Below are 17630 nucleotides of genomic sequence, written 5' to 3' on the forward strand. Positions count from 1 at the left end.
CAAGCCAGCCCACTGTGCGGAAATGGAACTGGCAGGCGGGAATCGTGAGGATCTTCGGCAAGGGACGGCACCGGCCCTCCGCCTCCTGGCGGCAGGCCACGGACCGCGCGTTCACACTCATCGGCGACGGCCGGTACGAGGACGCGGGCGAGCTGCTGACACGCGCCGCCGACCTGGAACCCTGGCTGTCGGAGTCCTGGTTCAACCTCGCCCTGCTGCACAAGTTCCGGCACGACTGGGAGCAGGCCCGCGCGGCCGGACTGCGCGCGGTCGCCCTGCTCGACCGGGAGACCGGGGCACCGGACTGGTGGAACGTCGGCATCGCCGCGACCGCCCTCCAGGACTGGCCGCTGGCCCGCCGCGCCTGGCAGGCGTACGGACTGAAGGTGCCCGGGGGTGCCGCGGCCGCCGCGGAGCCGCTCGGCATGGAGCTGGGCAGCGCGGCCGTACGGCTCTCTCCCGAGGGCGAGGCCGAGGTCGTCTGGGGCCGCCGGCTGGACCCGGCCCGGCTGGAGGTCCTCTCCATCCCGCTTCCCTCGTCCGGGCGACGCTGGGGCGAGGTCGTGCTGCACGACGGCGTCCCGCACGGCGAGCGCACCACGTCCACCGGGCACTCCTTCCCGGTCTTCGACGAGATCGAGCTGTGGGCGCCGTCCCCCGTCCCGACCTGGGTGGTCCTGCTGGAGGCGGCCACGGAGGCCGACCGGGACGCGCTGGAGCAACTGGCCGCCGACGCGGGGTTCGCCGCGGAGGACTGGTCGTCGTCGGTGCGGCTGCTGTGCCGGATGTGCTCGGAGTCACGGATGCCGTCCGACGAGGGCGAGGGCGTGCACCTCGACCCGCACGACCACAGCGAGCCGGGGCACCCCGGGCCGCTGGGCCACCGGACGGACGGGCAACTGTGGGTGCCGGAGCGGGAGTGCGGTGTCGCGGCTCCGGCCTCGCTGGTCCGGGGGCTGCTGGACGGGTGGGTCGCGGACAGTCCCGACTCCCGGGACTGGCGGGATCTGGAAGAGGTTTGCTGAGCCGCCGGTGAGCGGTCACCTTTAGGCTGTACTCGCAGAATTTTCCAGGCTTGCAGGAAGGCGTACGTCGGTCATGGCGCAGCAGGACACCGATCAGCAGCACGCGGGCGTGCTCCCCGTCGACGACGAGGGCTATGTCGTCGACACGGAGGACTGCGAGGAGCGCGAGACCGCCTGGCGCGAGCGCGGCACCTCGCGGCCGATCACGGTCGTCGGCAACCCGGTGCTGCACAAGGAGTGCAAGGACGTCACCGAGTTCGGCGCGGAGCTGGAGCAGCTGGTCGCCGACATGTTCGCCAGCCAGCGGACCGCCGAGGGCGTGGGCCTGGCCGCCAACCAGATCGGTGTCGACCTGAAGGTCTTCGTCTACGACTGCCCGGACGACGAGGGCGTCCGGCACGTCGGCGTGGTCTGCAACCCGAAGCTGGTCGAGCTGCCCGCCGACCAGCGCCGGCTGGACGACAGCAACGAGGGCTGCCTGTCCGTGCCCACGGCCTACGCCCCGCTCCCGCGTCCGGACTACGCCGAGGTGACCGGCCAGGACGAGAAGGGCAACCCGATCAAGGTCCGGGGCACCGGTTACTTCGCGCGGTGTTTGCAGCACGAGACCGACCACCTCTACGGCTACCTCTACATCGACCGGCTGTCGAAGCGGGACCGCAAGGACGCGCTGCGGCAGATGGCCGAGAACGAGCCTCGCTACCCCGTGGTCGCCAACGGCTGACCAGCACGCGTCACCCTGGGGCGCCCGGCCGGGATCCTTCCCGGCCGGGCGCCCTCGTGCTGTCGCGGTCCGTTCGTTCGCGCGCCGGGCAACCGGTCGTGTGTACGTCTGGTCATCCCTAATCAGTCACCTGAGGGGGGCATCTCGGCATGTTGGGTAGTCAGTGCGGCAAATCCGTTCCCACGGCGGTCAGTTGTGGTGCTGAATGGAAGAGCGGGGATACGAAACGGCGCACGCCCGGCGCAGCGGGAGGGGCGTGTGCTCCTGGCGGCTGAGAGGGGTTTGTTCGTGCAAGCTTTCCCATACAGCACCACGGCGGCATCGACGGCGGTCGTAGTCCCACCCACACTGGCACTCCCGGTGATCGAGTCCGCCTTTCCGCGGCGACTGCATCCGTATTGGCCGAAGCTCCAGGAGAAGACACGGCTCTGGCTGCTGGAAAAACGGCTGATGCCGGCGGACAAGGTGGAGGAATATGCCGATGGCCTGTGCTACACGGATCTCATGGCGGGCTACTACACGGGAGCCCGGGACGAGGTCCTCCAGGCCATAGCCGACTACAGCGCATGGTTCTTCGTGTGGGACGACCGCCACGACCGGGACATCGTGCACGGCCGGTCGGACGCCTGGCGGCGGCTGCGGCACCGGCTGCACGCGGCCCTCGACGCGCCCGGGCGCCACCTGCACCACCCCGACCCGCTGGTCGCCGGCTTCGCGGAGTGCGTGCTGCGGCTGTACGGCTTCCTGACCCGGAGCTGGAACCGGCGGTTCGCCCGGCACTTCCACGCGGTGATCGAGGCGTACGACCGGGAATTCCGCAACCGCACCGAGGGATATGTGCCCGGTGTCGAGGAGTACCTCGCCCTGCGCCGCCTCACCTTCGCGCACTGGATATGGACGGATCTGCTGGAACCCAGTGCCGGATGTGAACTCCCGGACGCGGTCAGGAAGAATCCCGCTTACCGCCGGGCGGCGCTGCTCAGCCAGGAATTCGCCGCCTGGTACAACGACCTCTGTTCGCTGCCGAAGGAAATAGCGGGCGACGAGGTGCACAATCTCGGCATCAGTCTGATCAGCCACGCGGGAATGACCCTGGAAGAGGCGGTGGAAGAAGTCAGGCGGCGCGTCGAGAAATGCGCCACGGACTTCCTCGACGCCGAACAGGAGACCTTGCGGCTGGCCCGGGAGATGGACGACGGAACGGCCCGCGGCGGCGAACTGAGCACCGCCGTCCGGGTCTGCGTCGGCAATATGCGCGACTGGTTCAGCTCCGTCTACTGGTTCCACCACGAGTCCGGCCGGTACCGGGTCGACACCTGGGACGACCGGTCCACACCCCCGTACGTCACGAACGAAGCGGCAGGTGAGAAATGACCGTCGAGTCGGTACGGCCCGAGACCCCCGAGCCCCCCGCGACGCCCGGGGCCCCCGCGCCCTCGGGGACGGCCGCGCTGCGTGAGCCGCCCCTGGCCGGCGGCGCCTTACCCCTCCTCGGACACGGCCTGAGACTGGTCCGCGACCCGCTCGCCTTCATGTCCGGGCTGCGCGAGCACGGCGACATCGTGCGCCTGCGGCTCGGCCCCAAGACGGTCTACGCCGTCACCACGCCGGCACTCACCGGAGCACTGGCCCTGAGCCCCGACTTCCATATCGACGGACCGCTGTGGGAGTCGCTGGAGGGCCTGCTCGGCAAGGAGGGCGTGGCCACCGCCAACGGCCCCCGGCACCGCCGGCAGCGGCGCACCATCCAGCCCGCGTTCCGGCTCGACGCCATACCCGGCTACGGCCCGGTCATGGAGGAGGAGGCGCACGCGCTGACCGGCCGCTGGAAACCCGGCGAGACCGTCGACTGCACCTCCGAGTCCTTCCGGGTCGCCGTCCGCATCGCCGCCCGCTGTCTGCTGCGTGGTGACTACATGGACGAGCGCGCGGAACGGCTCAGCACCGACCTCGCCATCGTCTTCCGCGGTATGTACCGCAGGATGGTGGTCCCGCTCGGCCCGCTCTACCGGCTGCCGTTTCCGGCCAACCGGGAATTCAACCGGGCGCTGGCCGATCTGCATCTGCTGGTGGACGAGATCGTCGCCGAGCGGAGGGCGTCCGGTCAAAAGCCGGACGATTTGCTGACGGCATTGCTGGAGGCGAAGGACGACAATGGGGACCCCATCGGGGAACAGGAGATCCACGACCAGGTCGTCGCGATACTCACCCCCGGCAGCGAAACAGTCGCGTCCACGATCATGTGGCTGCTCCAGGTCCTCGCCGAACATCCGGAACACGCCGCGAAGGTACGGACCGAGGTCGAATCCGTGACCGGTGGCCGGCCGGTCGGATGGGAACACGTCCGCGCGCTCAGGCACACCAACAATGTCGTCGTCGAAGCCATGCGGCTGCGGCCCGCCGTATGGATTCTGACCCGTCGCGCGGTGACCGACACCGCGCTCGGCGGTTACCGCGTCCCGGCCGGGGCGGACATCGTCTACAGCCCGTACGCGATCCAGCGCGACGGCCGCTCCTACGCCCGCCACCTCGACTTCGACCCCGACCGCTGGCTCCCCGAGCGCGCCGGGGACGTACCGAAGTACGCCATGAGCCCGTTCAGCGTGGGCAACCGCAAGTGCCCCAGCGACCACTTCTCCATGACCCAGCTGAGCCTGATCACCGCGGCGGTCTCGGCGAAGTACCGCTTCGAGCGGGCCGGCGGGTCCGACGACACCACCCGGGTGGGCATCACGCTCCGCCCGCAGAACCTGCTGCTGCGCCCGCTGCCCTGGTAGGTCACCCGGTAGCGGCGGGTGCTCGGGCGGTGCCGCGCGGAGGCGCGGCCCGCCCGAGCCGGGCCCCGTCGGTCAGAAGTCCTCGTCCAGGTCGACCGTGCCCTCCACGGCGACCTGGTAGGCGGAGGGCCGGCGCTCGAAGAAGTTGGTCAGTTCCTGGACGCCCTGGAGTTCCATGAAGGAGAAGGGGTTCTCGGAGCCGTAGACGGGCGCGAAGCCCAGGCGGGTGAGGCGCTGGTCGGCGACGCACTCCAGGTACTGCCGCATGGACTCGGTGTTCATGCCGGGCAGGCCGTCGCCGCACAGGTCGCGGGCGAACTGGAGCTCGGCGTCGACGGCCTCCTTGAGCATGTCGGTGACCTGCTGCCGGAGCTGGTCGTCGAAGAGGTCCGGCTCTTCCTTGCGGACGGTGTCGACGACGTCGAAGGCGAAGCTCATGTGCATGGTCTCGTCACGGAAGACCCAGTTGGTGCCGGTGGCGAGGCCGTGCAGCAGACCGCGGCTGCGGAACCAATAGACGTAGGCGAAGGCGCCGTAGAAGAACAGGCCCTCGATGCAGGCGGCGAAGCAGATCAGGTTGAGCAGGAAGCGCCGGCGGTCCGCCCTGCTCTCCAGCCGGTCGATCTTCTCGACCTCGTCGATCCACCGGAAGCAGAACGCGGCCTTCTCGCGGATGGAGGGGATGTTCTCCACCGCGGCGAAGGCGGCGGCGCGGTCCTCGGGGTCGGGCAGGTAGGTGTCCAGCAGGGTCAGGTAGAACTGGACGTGGACGGCCTCCTCGAACAGCTGCCGGGACAGGTACAGGCGGGCTTCGGGGGAGTTGATGTGCTTGTACAGCGTCAGCACCAGGTTGTTCGCCACGATGGAGTCGCCGGTGGCGAAGAACGCGACGAGGCGCCCGATGAGGTGCTGCTCCTCCGGCGTCATCCTGGCGAGGTCGGCGACGTCGGAGTGGAGGTCGACCTCCTCGACGGTCCAGGTGTTCTTGATGGCGTCCCGGTAGCGCTCGTAGAAGTCCGGGTAGCGCATGGGGCGGAGAGTCAGCTCGAAGCCCGGGTCGAGCAGGTTGGTGTTACGGCTGGACATTACTGGCAGGCCTCGCAGGACTCGGGGTTTTCCAGGGAGCAGGCGACCGCTTCGGGGTCCGGGGTGGCCTGCACGGGGATGGTGGGCTGCGCCTGGGCGGCGCGGGCGATGCGCGTCGCGGGACGGGAGCGCAGGTAGTAGGTGGTCTTCAGACCCGACTTCCAGGCGTACGCGTACATCGAGGAGAGCTTGCCGATGGTCGGCGTCTCCAGGAACAGGTTCAGCGACTGCGCCTGGTCCAGGAACGGGGTGCGGGCGGCGGCCATGTCGATCAGGCCGCGCTGGGGGATCTCCCAGGCCGTGCGGTAGAGGTCGCGCACCTCGTCGGGGATCCAGCGGAAGTCCTGGACGGAGCCGTTGGCCTCGCGCAGCGCCTCGCGGGTGCGGGCGTCCCAGACGCCGAGCTCCTTCAGGTCCTTGACGAGGTAGGAGTTGACCTGGAGGAACTCGCCGGACAGGGTCTCCCGCTTGAACAGGTTGGACACCTGCGGCTCGATGCACTCGTACACACCCGCGATCGAGGCGATGGTGGCCGTCGGCGCGATCGCGAGGAGCAGCGAGTTGCGCATGCCCGTCCGTGCGATGCGCTCGCGCAGGGCGTCCCAGCGCTCGGGCCAGACGAGGGTGGTGTCGTAGTGGTCGGGGTGGAGGACGCCGCGGGCGGCGCGGGTGTGCTGCCAGGCGGGCAGCGGACCGTTGCGCTCGGCGAGGTCGGCGGAGGCCTCGTAGGCGGCGAGCATGATCCGCTCGGCGATCCGGGTGGAGAGCGCCTTGGCCCCGTCGGAGTCGAAGGGCAGGCGCAGCTTGAAGAAGACGTCCTGCAAGCCCATCGCGCCCAGGCCGACCGGGCGCCACCTGGCGTTGGAGCGGCCCGCCTGCTCGGTGGGGTAGAAGTTGATGTCCACGACGCGGTCGAGGAAGGTGACGGCCGTGCGGACGGTCTGGTCCAGCCGCTCCCAGTCGATGTCCCCGGCCGCGGTGTCGACGAAGGCGCCCAGGTTGACGGAGCCGAGGTTGCAGACGGCCGTCTCGCCGTCGTCGGTGACCTCCAGGATCTCGGTGCAGAGGTTGGAGGAGTGGATGACGTTGCCGGGCTCGGCGGTCTGGTTGGCGGTGCGGTTGGCGGCGTCCTTGAAGGTCATCCAGCCGTTGCCGGTCTGTGCCAGGGTGCGCATCATGCGGCCGTACAGCTCGCGCGCGGGCAGGGTCTTGCGGGCCAGGCCGGCGGCCTCGGCCGCACGGTAGGCGGCGTCGAACTCCTCGCCCCACAGGTCGACCAGTCCGGGGACGTCGGCGGGGGAGAACAGCGACCACTGGGCGTCGGCGTTGACCCGGCGCATGAACTCGTCGGGGATCCAGTGCGCCAGGTTGAGGTTGTGGGTGCGGCGGGCGTCCTCGCCGGTGTTGTCCCGCAGCTCGAGGAACTCCTCGATGTCCGAGTGCCAGGTCTCCAGGTAGACCGCGGCGGCGCCCTTGCGCCGGCCGCCCTGGTTCACCGCGGCGACGGAGGCGTCCAGGGTCTTCAGGAACGGCACGATCCCGTTGGAGTGCCCGTTCGTCCCCCGGATCAGCGAACCGCGCGAACGGACGCGGGAGTACGACAGGCCGATGCCGCCGGCGTGCTTGGAGAGCCGGGCCACCTGGTGGTAGCGGTCGTAGATGGAGTCCAGCTCGTCCAGCGGGGAGTCGAGCAGGTAGCAGGACGACATCTGGGGGTGCCGGGTGCCGGAGTTGAACAGGGTGGGGGAGGACGGCAGGTAGTCCAGCCGGCTCATCAGCCCGTACAGCGCCGCCACCTCGTCCACGGAGCGGACGGTGTCGTCCTCGGCGAGCCCGCTCGCCACGCGGAGCATGAAGTACTGGGGCGTCTCGATGACCTTGCGGGTGATCGGGTGGCGCAGCAGGTAGCGGCTGTGCAGGGTGCGCAGGCCGAAGTAGCCGAAGCGGTCGTCCGCCGCCCGGTCCACGAGGGCGTCGAGCCGCTCGGCGTGCAGCCGCACGAACTCGGCGGTCCGGTCCGCGACCAGCCCCTCGCGGTGTCCGACCGCGACAGAGCCGGTGAAGGAGGTCACGCCCTGCGAGGCGGCCTCGTCCCGGATCGTGAGGGTGAGCAGCCGGGCGGCCAGCTTCGAGTAGGCGGGGTCCTCGGCGATCAGGCCGGCGGCGGCCTCCGTGGCCAGCTCGCGCAGCTCCGCCCCGTCGGCCCGCGCCGACCTGCCGCGCAGCGCGGCGGCGGCGACCCGTCCCGGGTCGGCATCGGGCAGGTCGGCGGTCAGCTCGGTCAGGGTCCGCAGCAACGCGGCACCGGGACCGTCGGTCTCCAGGTCGCTGACTGAAGCCGGGTCGGCTGGCGCGATGGTCACGTGGGAGTCTCCCTCGCTCGGCACGGGGCCAGGTGGAGGGCAGGAGGCGGTCACGAGCGCGCACGGCGCCGCGTCCACCGGCCCACTCCACGAGGCCCGGACGTCGGAACGCACCCGGACCGGAGGGCCGGGTGGGCTGCCGGCAGGTCCTCGGACTGGACCGGCGCGCGGACGCGCGCCGGTACACCGTTGCGGGACAGTTCCGGATTCGCACCGGATTCCCCTGCGGCGACAGCGAGGACGAGCATACATCTAGTGCCGGGCTCTCTGATCACCCCCAGATGTTGTGTCGTCGCGGCTTCGCAGGGTCAGCGCGTCGGCGGCCGGCGGGACGCCGGACCGGGACGGGGAGGCACGGCACGAGCCGCCGCGGTACGACGACGGGCCGCCGGATACGCGTCCGGCGGCCCGTCGGACCGGGGGCGGCCGCCGGGTGGTGGCGGCCGGTTTGATGGTGTGCCGCTAGTGACCGGCGCCCGCGGTCGCCGGCGGCAGCTCCACCTGGACGCCGGGGTCACCGGCGTCCGCCGTGTAGTCCTGCGGCCGGGTCTCGTCGATGCCCTCGGGGGCCTTCACGGCCTTCAGGACGACCGTCAGGACCACGGTGACCAGGACGTTCAGGATGAACGCCGTCAGGCCGATGTAGCCGATCTCGCCGATGCCCGGGATCTCCTTCGCCGAGCCGCCGAAGTGCTTCTGCGTCGGCGAGGCGACGCCGTACGCGGCGGCCGTGCCGTAGACCATGCCGACCGCCCAGCCGGCCAGCAGCGCCCAGCGGTGGAACCAGCGCGTGAACAGGCCGCCGACCAGGGCCGGGAAGGTCTGGAGGATCCAGATGCCGCCCAGCAGCTGGAAGTTGATGGCGACGGTCTTGTCCATGGTGAGGACGAAGACCAGGGCGCCGACCTTCACCAGCAGCGACACGAGCTTGGAGACGCGGGTCTCCTGCTCCGCCGTGGCGTCCGGCTTGATGAAGTCCTTGTAGATGTTGCGGGTGAAGAGGTTGGCCGCCGCGATGGACATGATCGCCGCCGGGACCAGCGCGCCGATGCCGATCGCGGCGAACGCCACGCCCGCGAACCAGTCCGGGAACATGTCCTCGAACAGCTGCGGGATGGCCAGCTGCCCGTTGGTGACCTTCACCCCGGCCGCGATCGCCATGAAGCCCAGCAGCGCCAGCAGACCCAGCATGAGGGAGTACAGCGGCAGGATCGTGGTGTTGCGGCGGATCACCTCACGGCTCTTGGACGAGAGCGTCGCGGTGATCGAGTGGGGGTACATGAACAGCGCGAGCGCCGAGCCGAGCGCCAGCGTCGCGTACGTCCACTGGCCCGCCTCCGGTGGGGCGATCGCGCCGCGCGGCTTGCCGGTGGCCGGGTTGACCTGGCTGAACGCCTGGCCCGCCTTGGCGAAGATGTCGTCGAACCCGCCCAGCTTGATCGGGATGTAGATGATGGCCACCGCGATGACGATGTAGATCAGCGCGTCCTTGACGAACGCGATCAGCGCCGGGGCGCGCAGACCGGACGAGTAGGTGTAGGCCGCCAGCACGCCGAAGGCGATGAGCAACGGCAGGTCCTTCACGAACCAGTTGGTGTCCTCGCCGCCACCGACGCCCATCACGTCCAGCACCGCCTGGATGCCGACGAGCTGGAGCGCGATGTACGGCATCGTCGCCAGGATGCCGGTCACGGCCACCGCCAGCGACAGGCCCTTCGAGCCGAACCGGCCGCGCACGAAGTCGGAGGTGGTGACGTACCCGTGGCGGTGCGAGACCGACCAGAGGCGGGGCAGGAAGGTGAAGATCAGCGGGTACACCAGGATCGTGTACGGCACCGCGAAGAAGCCGGACGCGCCCGCCGCGTAGATCGCCGCGGGTACGGCGACGAAGGTGTACGCCGTGTACAGGTCGCCGCCGAGCAGGAACCAGGTGATCCAGGTGCCGAACGAACGGCCGCCCAGGCCCCATTCGTCCAGGGAGTGCTCGTTCTCGGCCCTGCGCCAGCGCGCGGCCAGGAAGCCGATGACCGTGACGGCCAGGAAGAAGAAGATGAAGACGCCGAGTGCGACGCCGTTGACTCCGTCCTTCACTTCGCCGCACCCCCGTTCACATGGCCGCGGGCACGCTGGTCACGCTTCCACAGCTGGTGTGCGAGCACGGTGAGCGCGGTGGAGATCAGCACCCAGAGCATCTGGTACCAGTAGAAGAACGGGATTCCGATGAACGTGGGATCGGCCTTGGCGTACGAGCCGACCCACAGCATCGCCACGAAGGGCGCGACGAGGCACACGGCAATGATCACGCGCACCGGTGTCACCACCGGTGGTCTCACTTCAGGTGTTTCGGACATGCCGTGGCTCCGTCCCTCGTTGATCACGCTGTAATGCGCAGGCAATCTAGGTGACGGTGTCGGGACAGCGGAAGCCCTCGTCCGTATATCGGTCCGCGGAATTCGGCGGACGAGCAGGGCGGGTGTTCAGTCCAGCGGCCGTTTCAGCCGGGCCACGAACTTGTACCGGTCCCCGCGGTAGACCGACCGCACCCACTCCACCGGCTTGCCCTCGCGGTCCAGCGAGTGACGGGAGAGCATCAGCATCGGCAGACCCACGTCGGTGCCGAGCAGACCCGCCTCGCGCGGGGTGGCCAGGGAGGTCTCGATGGTCTCCTCGGCCTCGGCGAGGTGGACGTCGTAGACCTCGGCGAGCGCGGTGTACAGGGAGGTGTACTTCACCAGTGAGCGCCTGAGGGCGGGGAAGCGCTTGGCCGAGAGATGGGTGGTCTCGATCGCCATCGGTTCGCCGTTGGCCATGCGCAGCCGCTCGATGCGCAGCACCCGCCCGCCGGCGGTGATGTCGAGCAGCCCGGCGAGCCGGTCGTCGGCGGTGATGTACCCGATGTCCAGCAGCTGCGAGGTCGGCTCCAGACCCTGTGCCCGCATGTCCTCGGTGTAGGAGGTGAGCTGGAGGGCCTGGGAGACCTTGGGCTTGGCCACGAAGGTGCCCTTGCCCTGGATGCGTTCGAGCCGGCCCTCCACGACCAGCTCCTGGAGCGCCTGGCGCACCGTGGTGCGGGAGGTGTCGAACTCGGCGGCCAGCGTGCGCTCGGGCGGTACCGGCGTGCCGGGCACCTGCGTCTCCGTCATGTCGAGCAGGTGCTTCTTCAAGCGGTAGTACTTCGGCACGCGCGCGGTACGGGTGGTGCCGGCCTCGTTCTCCGCACTGCTGACGTCGGTGCTCATGCTCTGCCTTCCCGGCTCCGAATGCCGAAAGCGACCGACATCCCATCGGCCACGGCTCACATCGTGGCACGGGTTGTCGTGTCAGGACTCCACCCGCACGCTCCGTGATCCCCTCTATATACCGTCGCACCCGCTGCTGGTCTAGTCCATCGCCCGGGACATCCCGGGTTTCCCGACGCGGCCCCACCGGGCCGATGCCCGCCGCCCCACCGGGCCGGTGCCTACCGCCCGCCGGGCCGACATCGACCGCCCCGCCGGGCCGGTCCTGCCGCCAGGTCGGTGCCTCCCGGCGGGTTGGCGCCTCGTGCCGGGTCGGCTTCCCGCCAGGCCGGTGCCCCCCGCCAGGTCGTCGGCGCCGTCTCGGTCCGCGGCCCGGGACCGTCTCGGTCCGCGGCCTGGGGACCGGCTCGGTCCCCGGAGCCGCAGGAGCCGCTCCCGTTCCCCGCGGCGCCTCCCGGCTAGATGCCCTGCCACTCCGGCTTGTTGGCGTAGGTGTGGCGGAAGTAGTCGGCCAGCTTCAGCTTGGACGCGGCGGACTCGTCCACCACCACCGTGGCGTGCGGGTGGAGCTGGAGCGCGGAGGCCGGGCAGACGGCCGCCACCGGACCCTCGACGGTCGCGGCGACCGCGTCCGCCTTGCCCTCGCCGGTCGCCAGCAGCACCAGGTGCCGTGCCTCCAGGATCGTCCCGATGCCCTGGGTGATGACGTGGTGCGGGACCTGCTCGATGTCACCGTCGAAGAAGCGCGCGTTGTCGACCCGGGTCTGCTCGGTCAGCGTCTTGATCCGGGTGCGCGAGGCGAGCGAGGAGCAGGGCTCGTTGAACCCGATGTGCCCGTCGGTCCCGATGCCGAGGAGTTGCAGGTCCACCCCGCCGGCCCCGGCGAGCGCGCGGTCGTACGCCTCGCAGGCCGCCTGGACGTCCTCAGCCGTGCCGTCCGGCCCCATGAACGCGTCCATCCCTATGCCCAGCGGCTCCAGCACCTCGCGGCGCAGCACCGAGCGGTAGGACTCGGGGTGGTCCGCGGGCAGCCCCACGTACTCGTCGAGCTGCGCTATCCGTGCCCGGGAGGCGTCCACGGCGCCGGCCCGCACCTTGGCGGCCAGTGCCTGGTAGATGGGCAGCGGGGTGGAGCCGGTGGCCACGCCGAGCAGGGCGTCGGGCTTGCGTCGCAGCAGCTGGGCCATGGCCTCGGCGATCAGCTCGCCGCCCGCCGCGGCGTCCGGAACGATGACAACTTCCACGCTGGGCCTGCCGTTCTGAAGTGGGCTCGTGCGTCTCTATGTGGTTTAGACCAATCTAACAGAGTCGGCGTTCACGGGCGGGGGGAGAAGCGGGGAAAGCCGGCGCAAATCTCAGGTGAGGGAACCTCCCGTCGCGTCCAGCCAGTGACCGGTTATCCAGCGGCCGTCCTCCGACACCAGGAACGCCACCGTGTCGGCGATGTCCGCCGGTGTCCCCACCCGTCCCAGTGCCGAGTACGCGGCGGCACCTTGCCTCGCCTCCTCGCTCGCGCGCAGCCATGAGGCGTTGACGTCGGTGTCCACGATGCCGGGCGCCACGGAGTTCACCGTGATCCCGCGGGGGCCGAGCACCTTGGACAGGTCCCGGGTGAGGACGTCCAGCGCCGCCTTGGTCATGGAGTAGGCGAGGAGGTGGGGCATCGCCGCGGAACGGGCCAGGCCGGACGAGATGTTCACCACCCGCCCGCCGTCCCGCAGCCGCTCGCCGCCGAGCCGGGTGAGGAAGAACGGCGCCTTCACGTTCACCGCGAAGAGCCGGTCGTACTCCTCCTCCTCGATCTCCTCGAACGGGCGTGAGGTGCCGATGCCCGCGTTGTTCACGAGGATGTCCAGCCCGTCCGCGTGCCGGTCGAACTCCTCCCACAGCCGCTCGGCGTCCCCGGGTGCTCCGAGCCGCACCCCGATCGGGAACGCCGAGCCGCCGGCCGTCTCGATCGCGGTCACCGTCTCCTTCGCGGCCGCCTCATTGCTGCCGTAGTGCACCGCCACCCGTGCCCCGTCGCGCGCGAGCCGCTCGGCGATGCCCCGCCCGATGCCCCGGCTCGCCCCCGTGACCAGCGCCGTCCTGCCCGTGAGCACGCCCATGACTGCCCCCTCCGGATTTCCCTAGCGGTCGTTACAGAAAAACCGTACACGACTCCGCCGCCAATTTTCTAGGGGGCGCTATAAAATGGTGCCCATGGTGACGGGTCAGGACACACAGGCGAAGGGCGGCACGGGCCGGACGCGCGGACGACCGCGCTCCTTCGACCGGGCGACGGCGTTGGAGAAGGCGCTGATGGCCTTCTGGGAGAACGGGTACGAGGCCACCTCGGTCTCCGACCTCACCCGGGTCATGGGCATCGGCGCCCCCAGTCTGTACGCGGCCTTCGGCGACAAGCAGACCCTGTTCGACGAGGTCGTCCGGGTCTACGCCGGCACGCACGGCGCCTTCGGCGACCGCGCCCTCGCCGAGGAGCCCACCGCCCGCGCTGCCATCGCGCGGATGCTCCGCGAGGCCGCCGCCGAGTACACCGACCCGGCGCACCCGCACGGCTGCCTGATCGTCCACGCGGCGACCAACTGCACCAACCCCGAGGTCGAGGCGGTGCTACGGGACCGGCGCAACGCCAACATCGCCGCCCTGGAGACCCGTATCCGCACCGATGTCGCGGCCGGGCTGCTTCCCGCCGGCACCGACGCCGCCGTCCTCGCCCGGCACGCCGGCGCGGTGATCCAGGGGATGTCCCAGCAGGCCCGCGACGGCGCACGCCGGGAGGAACTGGAAGCGCTCGCGGAAATTGCCATGGCCGTCTGGCCCCACGACTGAGCCGGGCGGGCTAGGCTGCGTGGCATCGCGTGCCGGCGCGGCCCGCGGCGCGGTCGCTTCAGCGCCATGGACACGCCGTCGTGGTCTAGTCCACAATCGACAGAACAAGCCTCCGTCTTCCCCGCACAGGAAGGCGGATCGAGGATCCGGCGCTCTCTGCCCTGACTGCCCCGGCTCCTCGGCCTTCGGCCGACCGGGACCGCACACCCCACGGCCGTTGATGCTCCGGGCTGCGGTGCCGGCAGGGTTGAGGGTCCCTTCCAGGCGCCGCGGCCCGCGGGTGTTTTTCCGGCCATCCCAAGGCCCCGGGTACGCTCGCAGACGTGCCCTCCATGAACGAACTCGTACGCCAGCACACCGCCCTCGACGACTCCGACCTCGAGTGGCTCCACCTGCTGGTCTCGGAGTGGCAGCTGCTCTCCGACCTCTCCTTCGCCGACCTGGTGCTGTGGGTTCCCACCCGGGACGGCACCCGGTACGTCTCGGTCGCCCAGATGCGCCCCAACACCGGCCCCACCTCCTATCAGGACGACATGGTCGGCCACCTGGTGCCGCGCGGCCGGCGGCCCATGCTGGACGCGGCGCTGGACGAGGGCCGGATCGTGCGCGAGGGCGATCCGGAGTGGCGCGAAGAGGTTCCCGTACGGGTCGAGTCCATCCCCGTACGGCGGGAGGGCCGCGTCCTCGGTGTGATCGCCCGGAACACCAACCTGCTCACCGTCCGCACCCCGAGCCGCCTGGAGCTGACCTACCTCCAGAGCGCCTCCGACCTCGCGCAGATGATCGCGGCCGGCTCCTTCCCGTTCCCCGGTCAGCAGGTCGACATGGACGCCTCCCCGCGGGTCGGCGACGGTCTGATCCGGCTGGACGCGGACGGCACCGTCCAGTACGCCTCGCCGAACGCCCTGTCCGCCTACCACCGGCTCGGCCTCGCGGCCGACCTGGTCGGCCACCACCTCGGGCACACCACCGCCGAACTCGCCCCGACCCGGGGCCCGGTGGACGAGGCCCTGGCCAAGGTGGCCAGCGGCTGGGCGCCGCGCGAGTTCGAGATCGAGGCGAACGACGGCGTCATCCAGTTCCGGGCCATCCCCCTCAAACCCAAGGGGACGCGCATCGGTTCGCTGGTGCTGCTCCGGGACGTCACCGAACTGCGTCGCCGCGAACGCGAATTGATCACCAAGGACGCCACCATCCGGGAGATCCACCACCGGGTGAAGAACAACCTCCAGACGGTCGCCGCCCTGCTCAGGCTCCAGGCCCGGCGCATCGAGTCCGAGCGCGGCCGGGAGGCGCTGGAGGAGGCCGTCCGCCGGGTCGGCTCGATCGCCATCGTGCATGAGACGCTGTCTCAGAACCTGGACGAGCGAGTGGAGTTCGACGACATCGCCGACCGCGTGCTGGCCATGGTCGCCGAGATCTCGCCGGGCAAGGTGACCGGCCGGCGCACCGGACGGTTCGGGATACTCGACGCCGAGGTCGCCACGCCGCTGTCCATGGTCCTCACCGAGGTCCTCCAGAACGCCCTGGAGCACGGCTTCCGCGAGGGTGACACCGGCACGGTCGAGGTCTCCGCGGTGCGCGGGGGCACCACCAAGGAGGCCCGGCTGCTGGTCACCGTCCAGGACGACGGCGTCGGCCTGCCCGAGGGCTTCGACCCGCACCGCTCGGGCAACCTCGGCCTCCAGATCGTACGGACGCTGGTGGAGGGCGAATTGGGTGGCTCGTTCGACATGGTGCCGGCGTCGGAGCGGGGGACCCGGGTGATCCTCGACATCCCGGTGCGGACGCAGAAGTGAGCTGACAGGTCCGTGGCGCCGGGTCGTGCGGCGCGGCGCGGAGCGGGCACAGCAAAAAGCCCCGGACCGTGGTCGGTCCGAGGCTGATGCTCGTTGCTGCTCTGCTTGTATCGCTAAGCGCATCGGGGGAACTGCGCGCTGCGGCTCGGGGGCGGGAGATGCGTACGTGCTGTGCGCGCCGCCAAGCTCAGGCTGTCAGCAGGGGTGGGTATGTCAGGCGGAGGCCTGACGAGCCCGGTTGCGGGCGGCGCGGCGCTTCATGGCACGGCGCTCATCCTCGCTGAGACCACCCCAGACGCCGGAGTCCTGACCGGACTCAAGCGCCCACTGCAGACACTGCTCGATCACCGGGCAGCGACGGCAGACGGCCTTGGCTTCCTCGATCTGCAGCAGCGCAGGACCGGTGTTGCCGATGGGGAAGAAGAGCTCGGGGTCTTCCTCGCGGCAAACGGCGTTGTGACGCCAGTCCATGGCTGCTACCTCTCCTTGGTATTACGTGCAAGTTGCTTGTGAATGTGAACGCTTTCACGAATCCCTCAACAAGTGAAGGGCCGACCGCCGAGTCTTCCTCGGCGTGGTCCTTGGTTTTGAAGAGGGGTTCCGGTGATCAGTGGAGGCCGGTCTTGCGGGCCGTCCCGATCGCCACGTAGAGACTCGCAAACCTCAGCGGCGGATACAACCCCTTCCGGAAAGTTTTTTTTGATTCCTCGGTGTCGACTGGGTCACAGCCGTACTTCCATGGGGTGGATCCTGGCCTAAACGTTCGAGTGAAAGGACTTTAGCCCGTTCCGCTCACACAATCACACGCAGTGCGCGGCGTACGCCTGTGAACGTCACGCTGGTACGCAGCCCCAGATGGTCTCCGTCCATCTGAAGAGGCAGAGGCGCCTTCGAATGCAAGGTGAACTGGTCCAGGTCGTGCAGGGAGACCGCGTGCCTGCCCTGGGGGCCGCGCTCGGGGGACGAAGTGAGCAACTGGGTGCCATACCGGGCAACCGCGGCCGTGGACAGACGGCTGAGACCCAGCACGTCGATGCCGGTATCGAACGAGGCTTTAGGTGACGTGTACATCGGTCGATTACCGAGATACGTCCATGGCGACGTGTTCGAGACTATGGCGACGACAAGATCCTCGATCGGATCAGCGCCGGGCCGCTCCAAGGAGATCGTGCCGTGCCGGCGGTTCGGCTCGCCCAGGAACTGCCGGACGACCTGACGGACGTAGAGCGCGTGCGTCGACTTCTTGCCGCGCTCGCGCTGCTGCTCGACCCGGCCCACCACGCCCGCGTCGAAACCGAGCCCGGCGTTGAAGGTGAACCAGCGGGCCGGCACCGCCTCGTCCTCGGTGCCCGGCGGGCCCGACGTCAGTCCGAGGCCGACGATCCGCTCGGTGCCCTCGCGCAGCGCGTCCAGCAGCGCGCCGGTGGCCTCGACTGGATCGTTGGGCAGCCCGAGGGCCCGGGCGAAGACGTTCGTGGAGCCACCGGGGACGACCGCAAGACCGGGGAGCCGGTCCGGGTCCGGACCGGCGTGCAGCAGGCCGTTGACGACCTCGTTGACCGTGCCGTCGCCGCCGAGCGCCACCACCAGGTCGATGTCGTCGCTCTCCGCCGCCTGCCGGCCGAGGTCGCGCGCATGGCCGCGGTACTCGGTGGTGACCGCCTCCAGCTTCATCTCGCTCGCCAGGGCGTGGATCAGGACGTCACGCCTGCGTGCGCTTGTGGTGGTTGCCGCCGGGTTGACCACGAGAAGTGCACGCATGCATGGCAGCGTACCTACTGGGGG

At 70.0% G+C, this 17630-nt stretch carries 15 protein-coding genes and 1 riboswitch; of the genes, 6 read left to right on the forward strand and 9 right to left on the reverse strand.

Annotated features, from left to right (window positions below; translation table 11 throughout):
• The first annotated feature begins 44 nt into the window (after nt 1–44).
• The 4 genes from IF37_RS0113290 (at nt 45) to IF37_RS0113305 (ending at nt 4526) form a co-directional block, all read left to right on the forward strand.
• Nucleotides 45–1025, forward strand: coding sequence for a hypothetical protein (locus IF37_RS0113290; protein WP_030741154.1), 981 nt, complete (start codon nt 45–47; stop codon nt 1023–1025).
• A gap of 73 nt (nt 1026–1098) precedes the next feature.
• Nucleotides 1099–1749: a peptide deformylase gene (def, locus tag IF37_RS0113295; protein ID WP_030741158.1), complete on the forward strand. Its 651-nt coding sequence runs from the start codon at nt 1099–1101 to the stop codon at nt 1747–1749.
• A 288-nt stretch (nt 1750–2037) separates the two neighbouring features.
• The gene (cyc1, locus tag IF37_RS0113300; RefSeq protein ID WP_030741164.1) at nt 2038–3123 is read left to right on the forward strand and encodes an epi-isozizaene synthase; all 1086 of its coding nucleotides are present in this window, start codon (nt 2038–2040) and stop codon (nt 3121–3123) included.
• On the forward strand, nt 3120–4526 hold the full coding sequence (locus IF37_RS0113305) for a cytochrome P450 (protein ID WP_030741166.1): 1407 nt from the start codon (nt 3120–3122) through the stop codon (nt 4524–4526). The genes cyc1 and IF37_RS0113305 overlap by 4 nt, the downstream gene beginning before the upstream one ends.
• Nucleotides 4527–4598: 72 nt before the next feature.
• On the opposite strand, the gene IF37_RS0113310 is transcribed toward IF37_RS0113305, so the two are convergent.
• The 7 genes from IF37_RS0113310 to IF37_RS0113340 form a co-directional block, all read right to left on the reverse strand.
• Nucleotides 4599–5612 (reverse strand): ribonucleotide-diphosphate reductase subunit beta, encoded by a 1014-nt coding sequence (locus IF37_RS0113310; RefSeq protein WP_030741168.1) that lies wholly within the window; start codon nt 5610–5612, stop codon nt 4599–4601.
• Nucleotides 5612–7975, reverse strand: a complete 2364-nt coding sequence (locus tag IF37_RS0113315) for a ribonucleoside-diphosphate reductase subunit alpha (RefSeq protein WP_030741170.1) — start codon at nt 7973–7975, stop codon at nt 5612–5614. The genes IF37_RS0113310 and IF37_RS0113315 overlap by 1 nt, the downstream gene beginning before the upstream one ends.
• Before the next feature lie 123 nt (nt 7976–8098).
• Nucleotides 8099–8236: riboswitch (cobalamin riboswitch) on the reverse strand.
• 201 nt (nt 8237–8437) lie between these two features.
• Nucleotides 8438–10066: a monocarboxylate uptake permease MctP gene (gene mctP, locus IF37_RS0113320; protein ID WP_030741172.1), complete on the reverse strand. Its 1629-nt coding sequence runs from the start codon at nt 10064–10066 to the stop codon at nt 8438–8440.
• Entirely contained in the window at nt 10063–10326 is a 264-nt protein-coding gene (locus IF37_RS0113325) for a DUF3311 domain-containing protein (protein WP_030741178.1), read from the reverse strand. The genes mctP and IF37_RS0113325 overlap by 4 nt, the downstream gene beginning before the upstream one ends.
• Nucleotides 10327–10452: 126 nt before the next feature.
• Nucleotides 10453–11214, reverse strand: a complete 762-nt coding sequence (locus IF37_RS0113330) for a GntR family transcriptional regulator (protein WP_030741185.1) — start codon at nt 11212–11214, stop codon at nt 10453–10455.
• Nucleotides 11215–11672: 458 nt separating this feature from the next.
• Nucleotides 11673–12458 carry a glucosamine-6-phosphate deaminase gene (gene nagB / locus IF37_RS0113335; protein WP_030741188.1) on the reverse strand — a complete coding sequence of 262 codons (786 nt, stop codon included), beginning with the start codon at nt 12456–12458 and terminating at the stop codon, nt 11673–11675.
• A gap of 111 nt (nt 12459–12569) precedes the next feature.
• Nucleotides 12570–13322, reverse strand: a complete 753-nt coding sequence (locus tag IF37_RS0113340) for an SDR family oxidoreductase (protein WP_030741190.1) — start codon at nt 13320–13322, stop codon at nt 12570–12572.
• A gap of 94 nt (nt 13323–13416) precedes the next feature.
• On the opposite strand from IF37_RS0113340, the gene IF37_RS0113345 reads away from it, so the two are divergent.
• Together IF37_RS0113345 and IF37_RS0113350 are read left to right on the forward strand one after the other, a co-directional pair.
• Nucleotides 13417–14046 carry a TetR/AcrR family transcriptional regulator gene (locus IF37_RS0113345; protein WP_030741192.1) on the forward strand — a complete coding sequence of 210 codons (630 nt, stop codon included), beginning with the start codon at nt 13417–13419 and terminating at the stop codon, nt 14044–14046.
• Nucleotides 14047–14378: 332 nt separating this feature from the next.
• Nucleotides 14379–15845, forward strand: coding sequence for a sensor histidine kinase (locus IF37_RS0113350; RefSeq protein ID WP_030741195.1), 1467 nt, complete (start codon nt 14379–14381; stop codon nt 15843–15845).
• Between the two features lie 213 nt (nt 15846–16058).
• Here the strand turns inward: IF37_RS0113350 and IF37_RS0113355 are convergent, their stop codons facing one another.
• The gene (locus IF37_RS0113355) at nt 16059–16316 is read right to left on the reverse strand and encodes a WhiB family transcriptional regulator (protein ID WP_003992873.1); all 258 of its coding nucleotides are present in this window, start codon (nt 16314–16316) and stop codon (nt 16059–16061) included.
• A 321-nt stretch (nt 16317–16637) separates the two neighbouring features.
• Entirely contained in the window at nt 16638–17606 is a 969-nt protein-coding gene (locus IF37_RS0113360; protein ID WP_030741198.1) for a diacylglycerol kinase family protein, read from the reverse strand.
• Between the last annotated feature and the right edge of the window lie 24 nt (nt 17607–17630).

The organism is Streptomyces sp. NRRL S-31 (assembly GCF_000718775.1).
Lineage (GTDB): Bacteria > Actinomycetota > Actinomycetes > Streptomycetales > Streptomycetaceae > Streptomyces.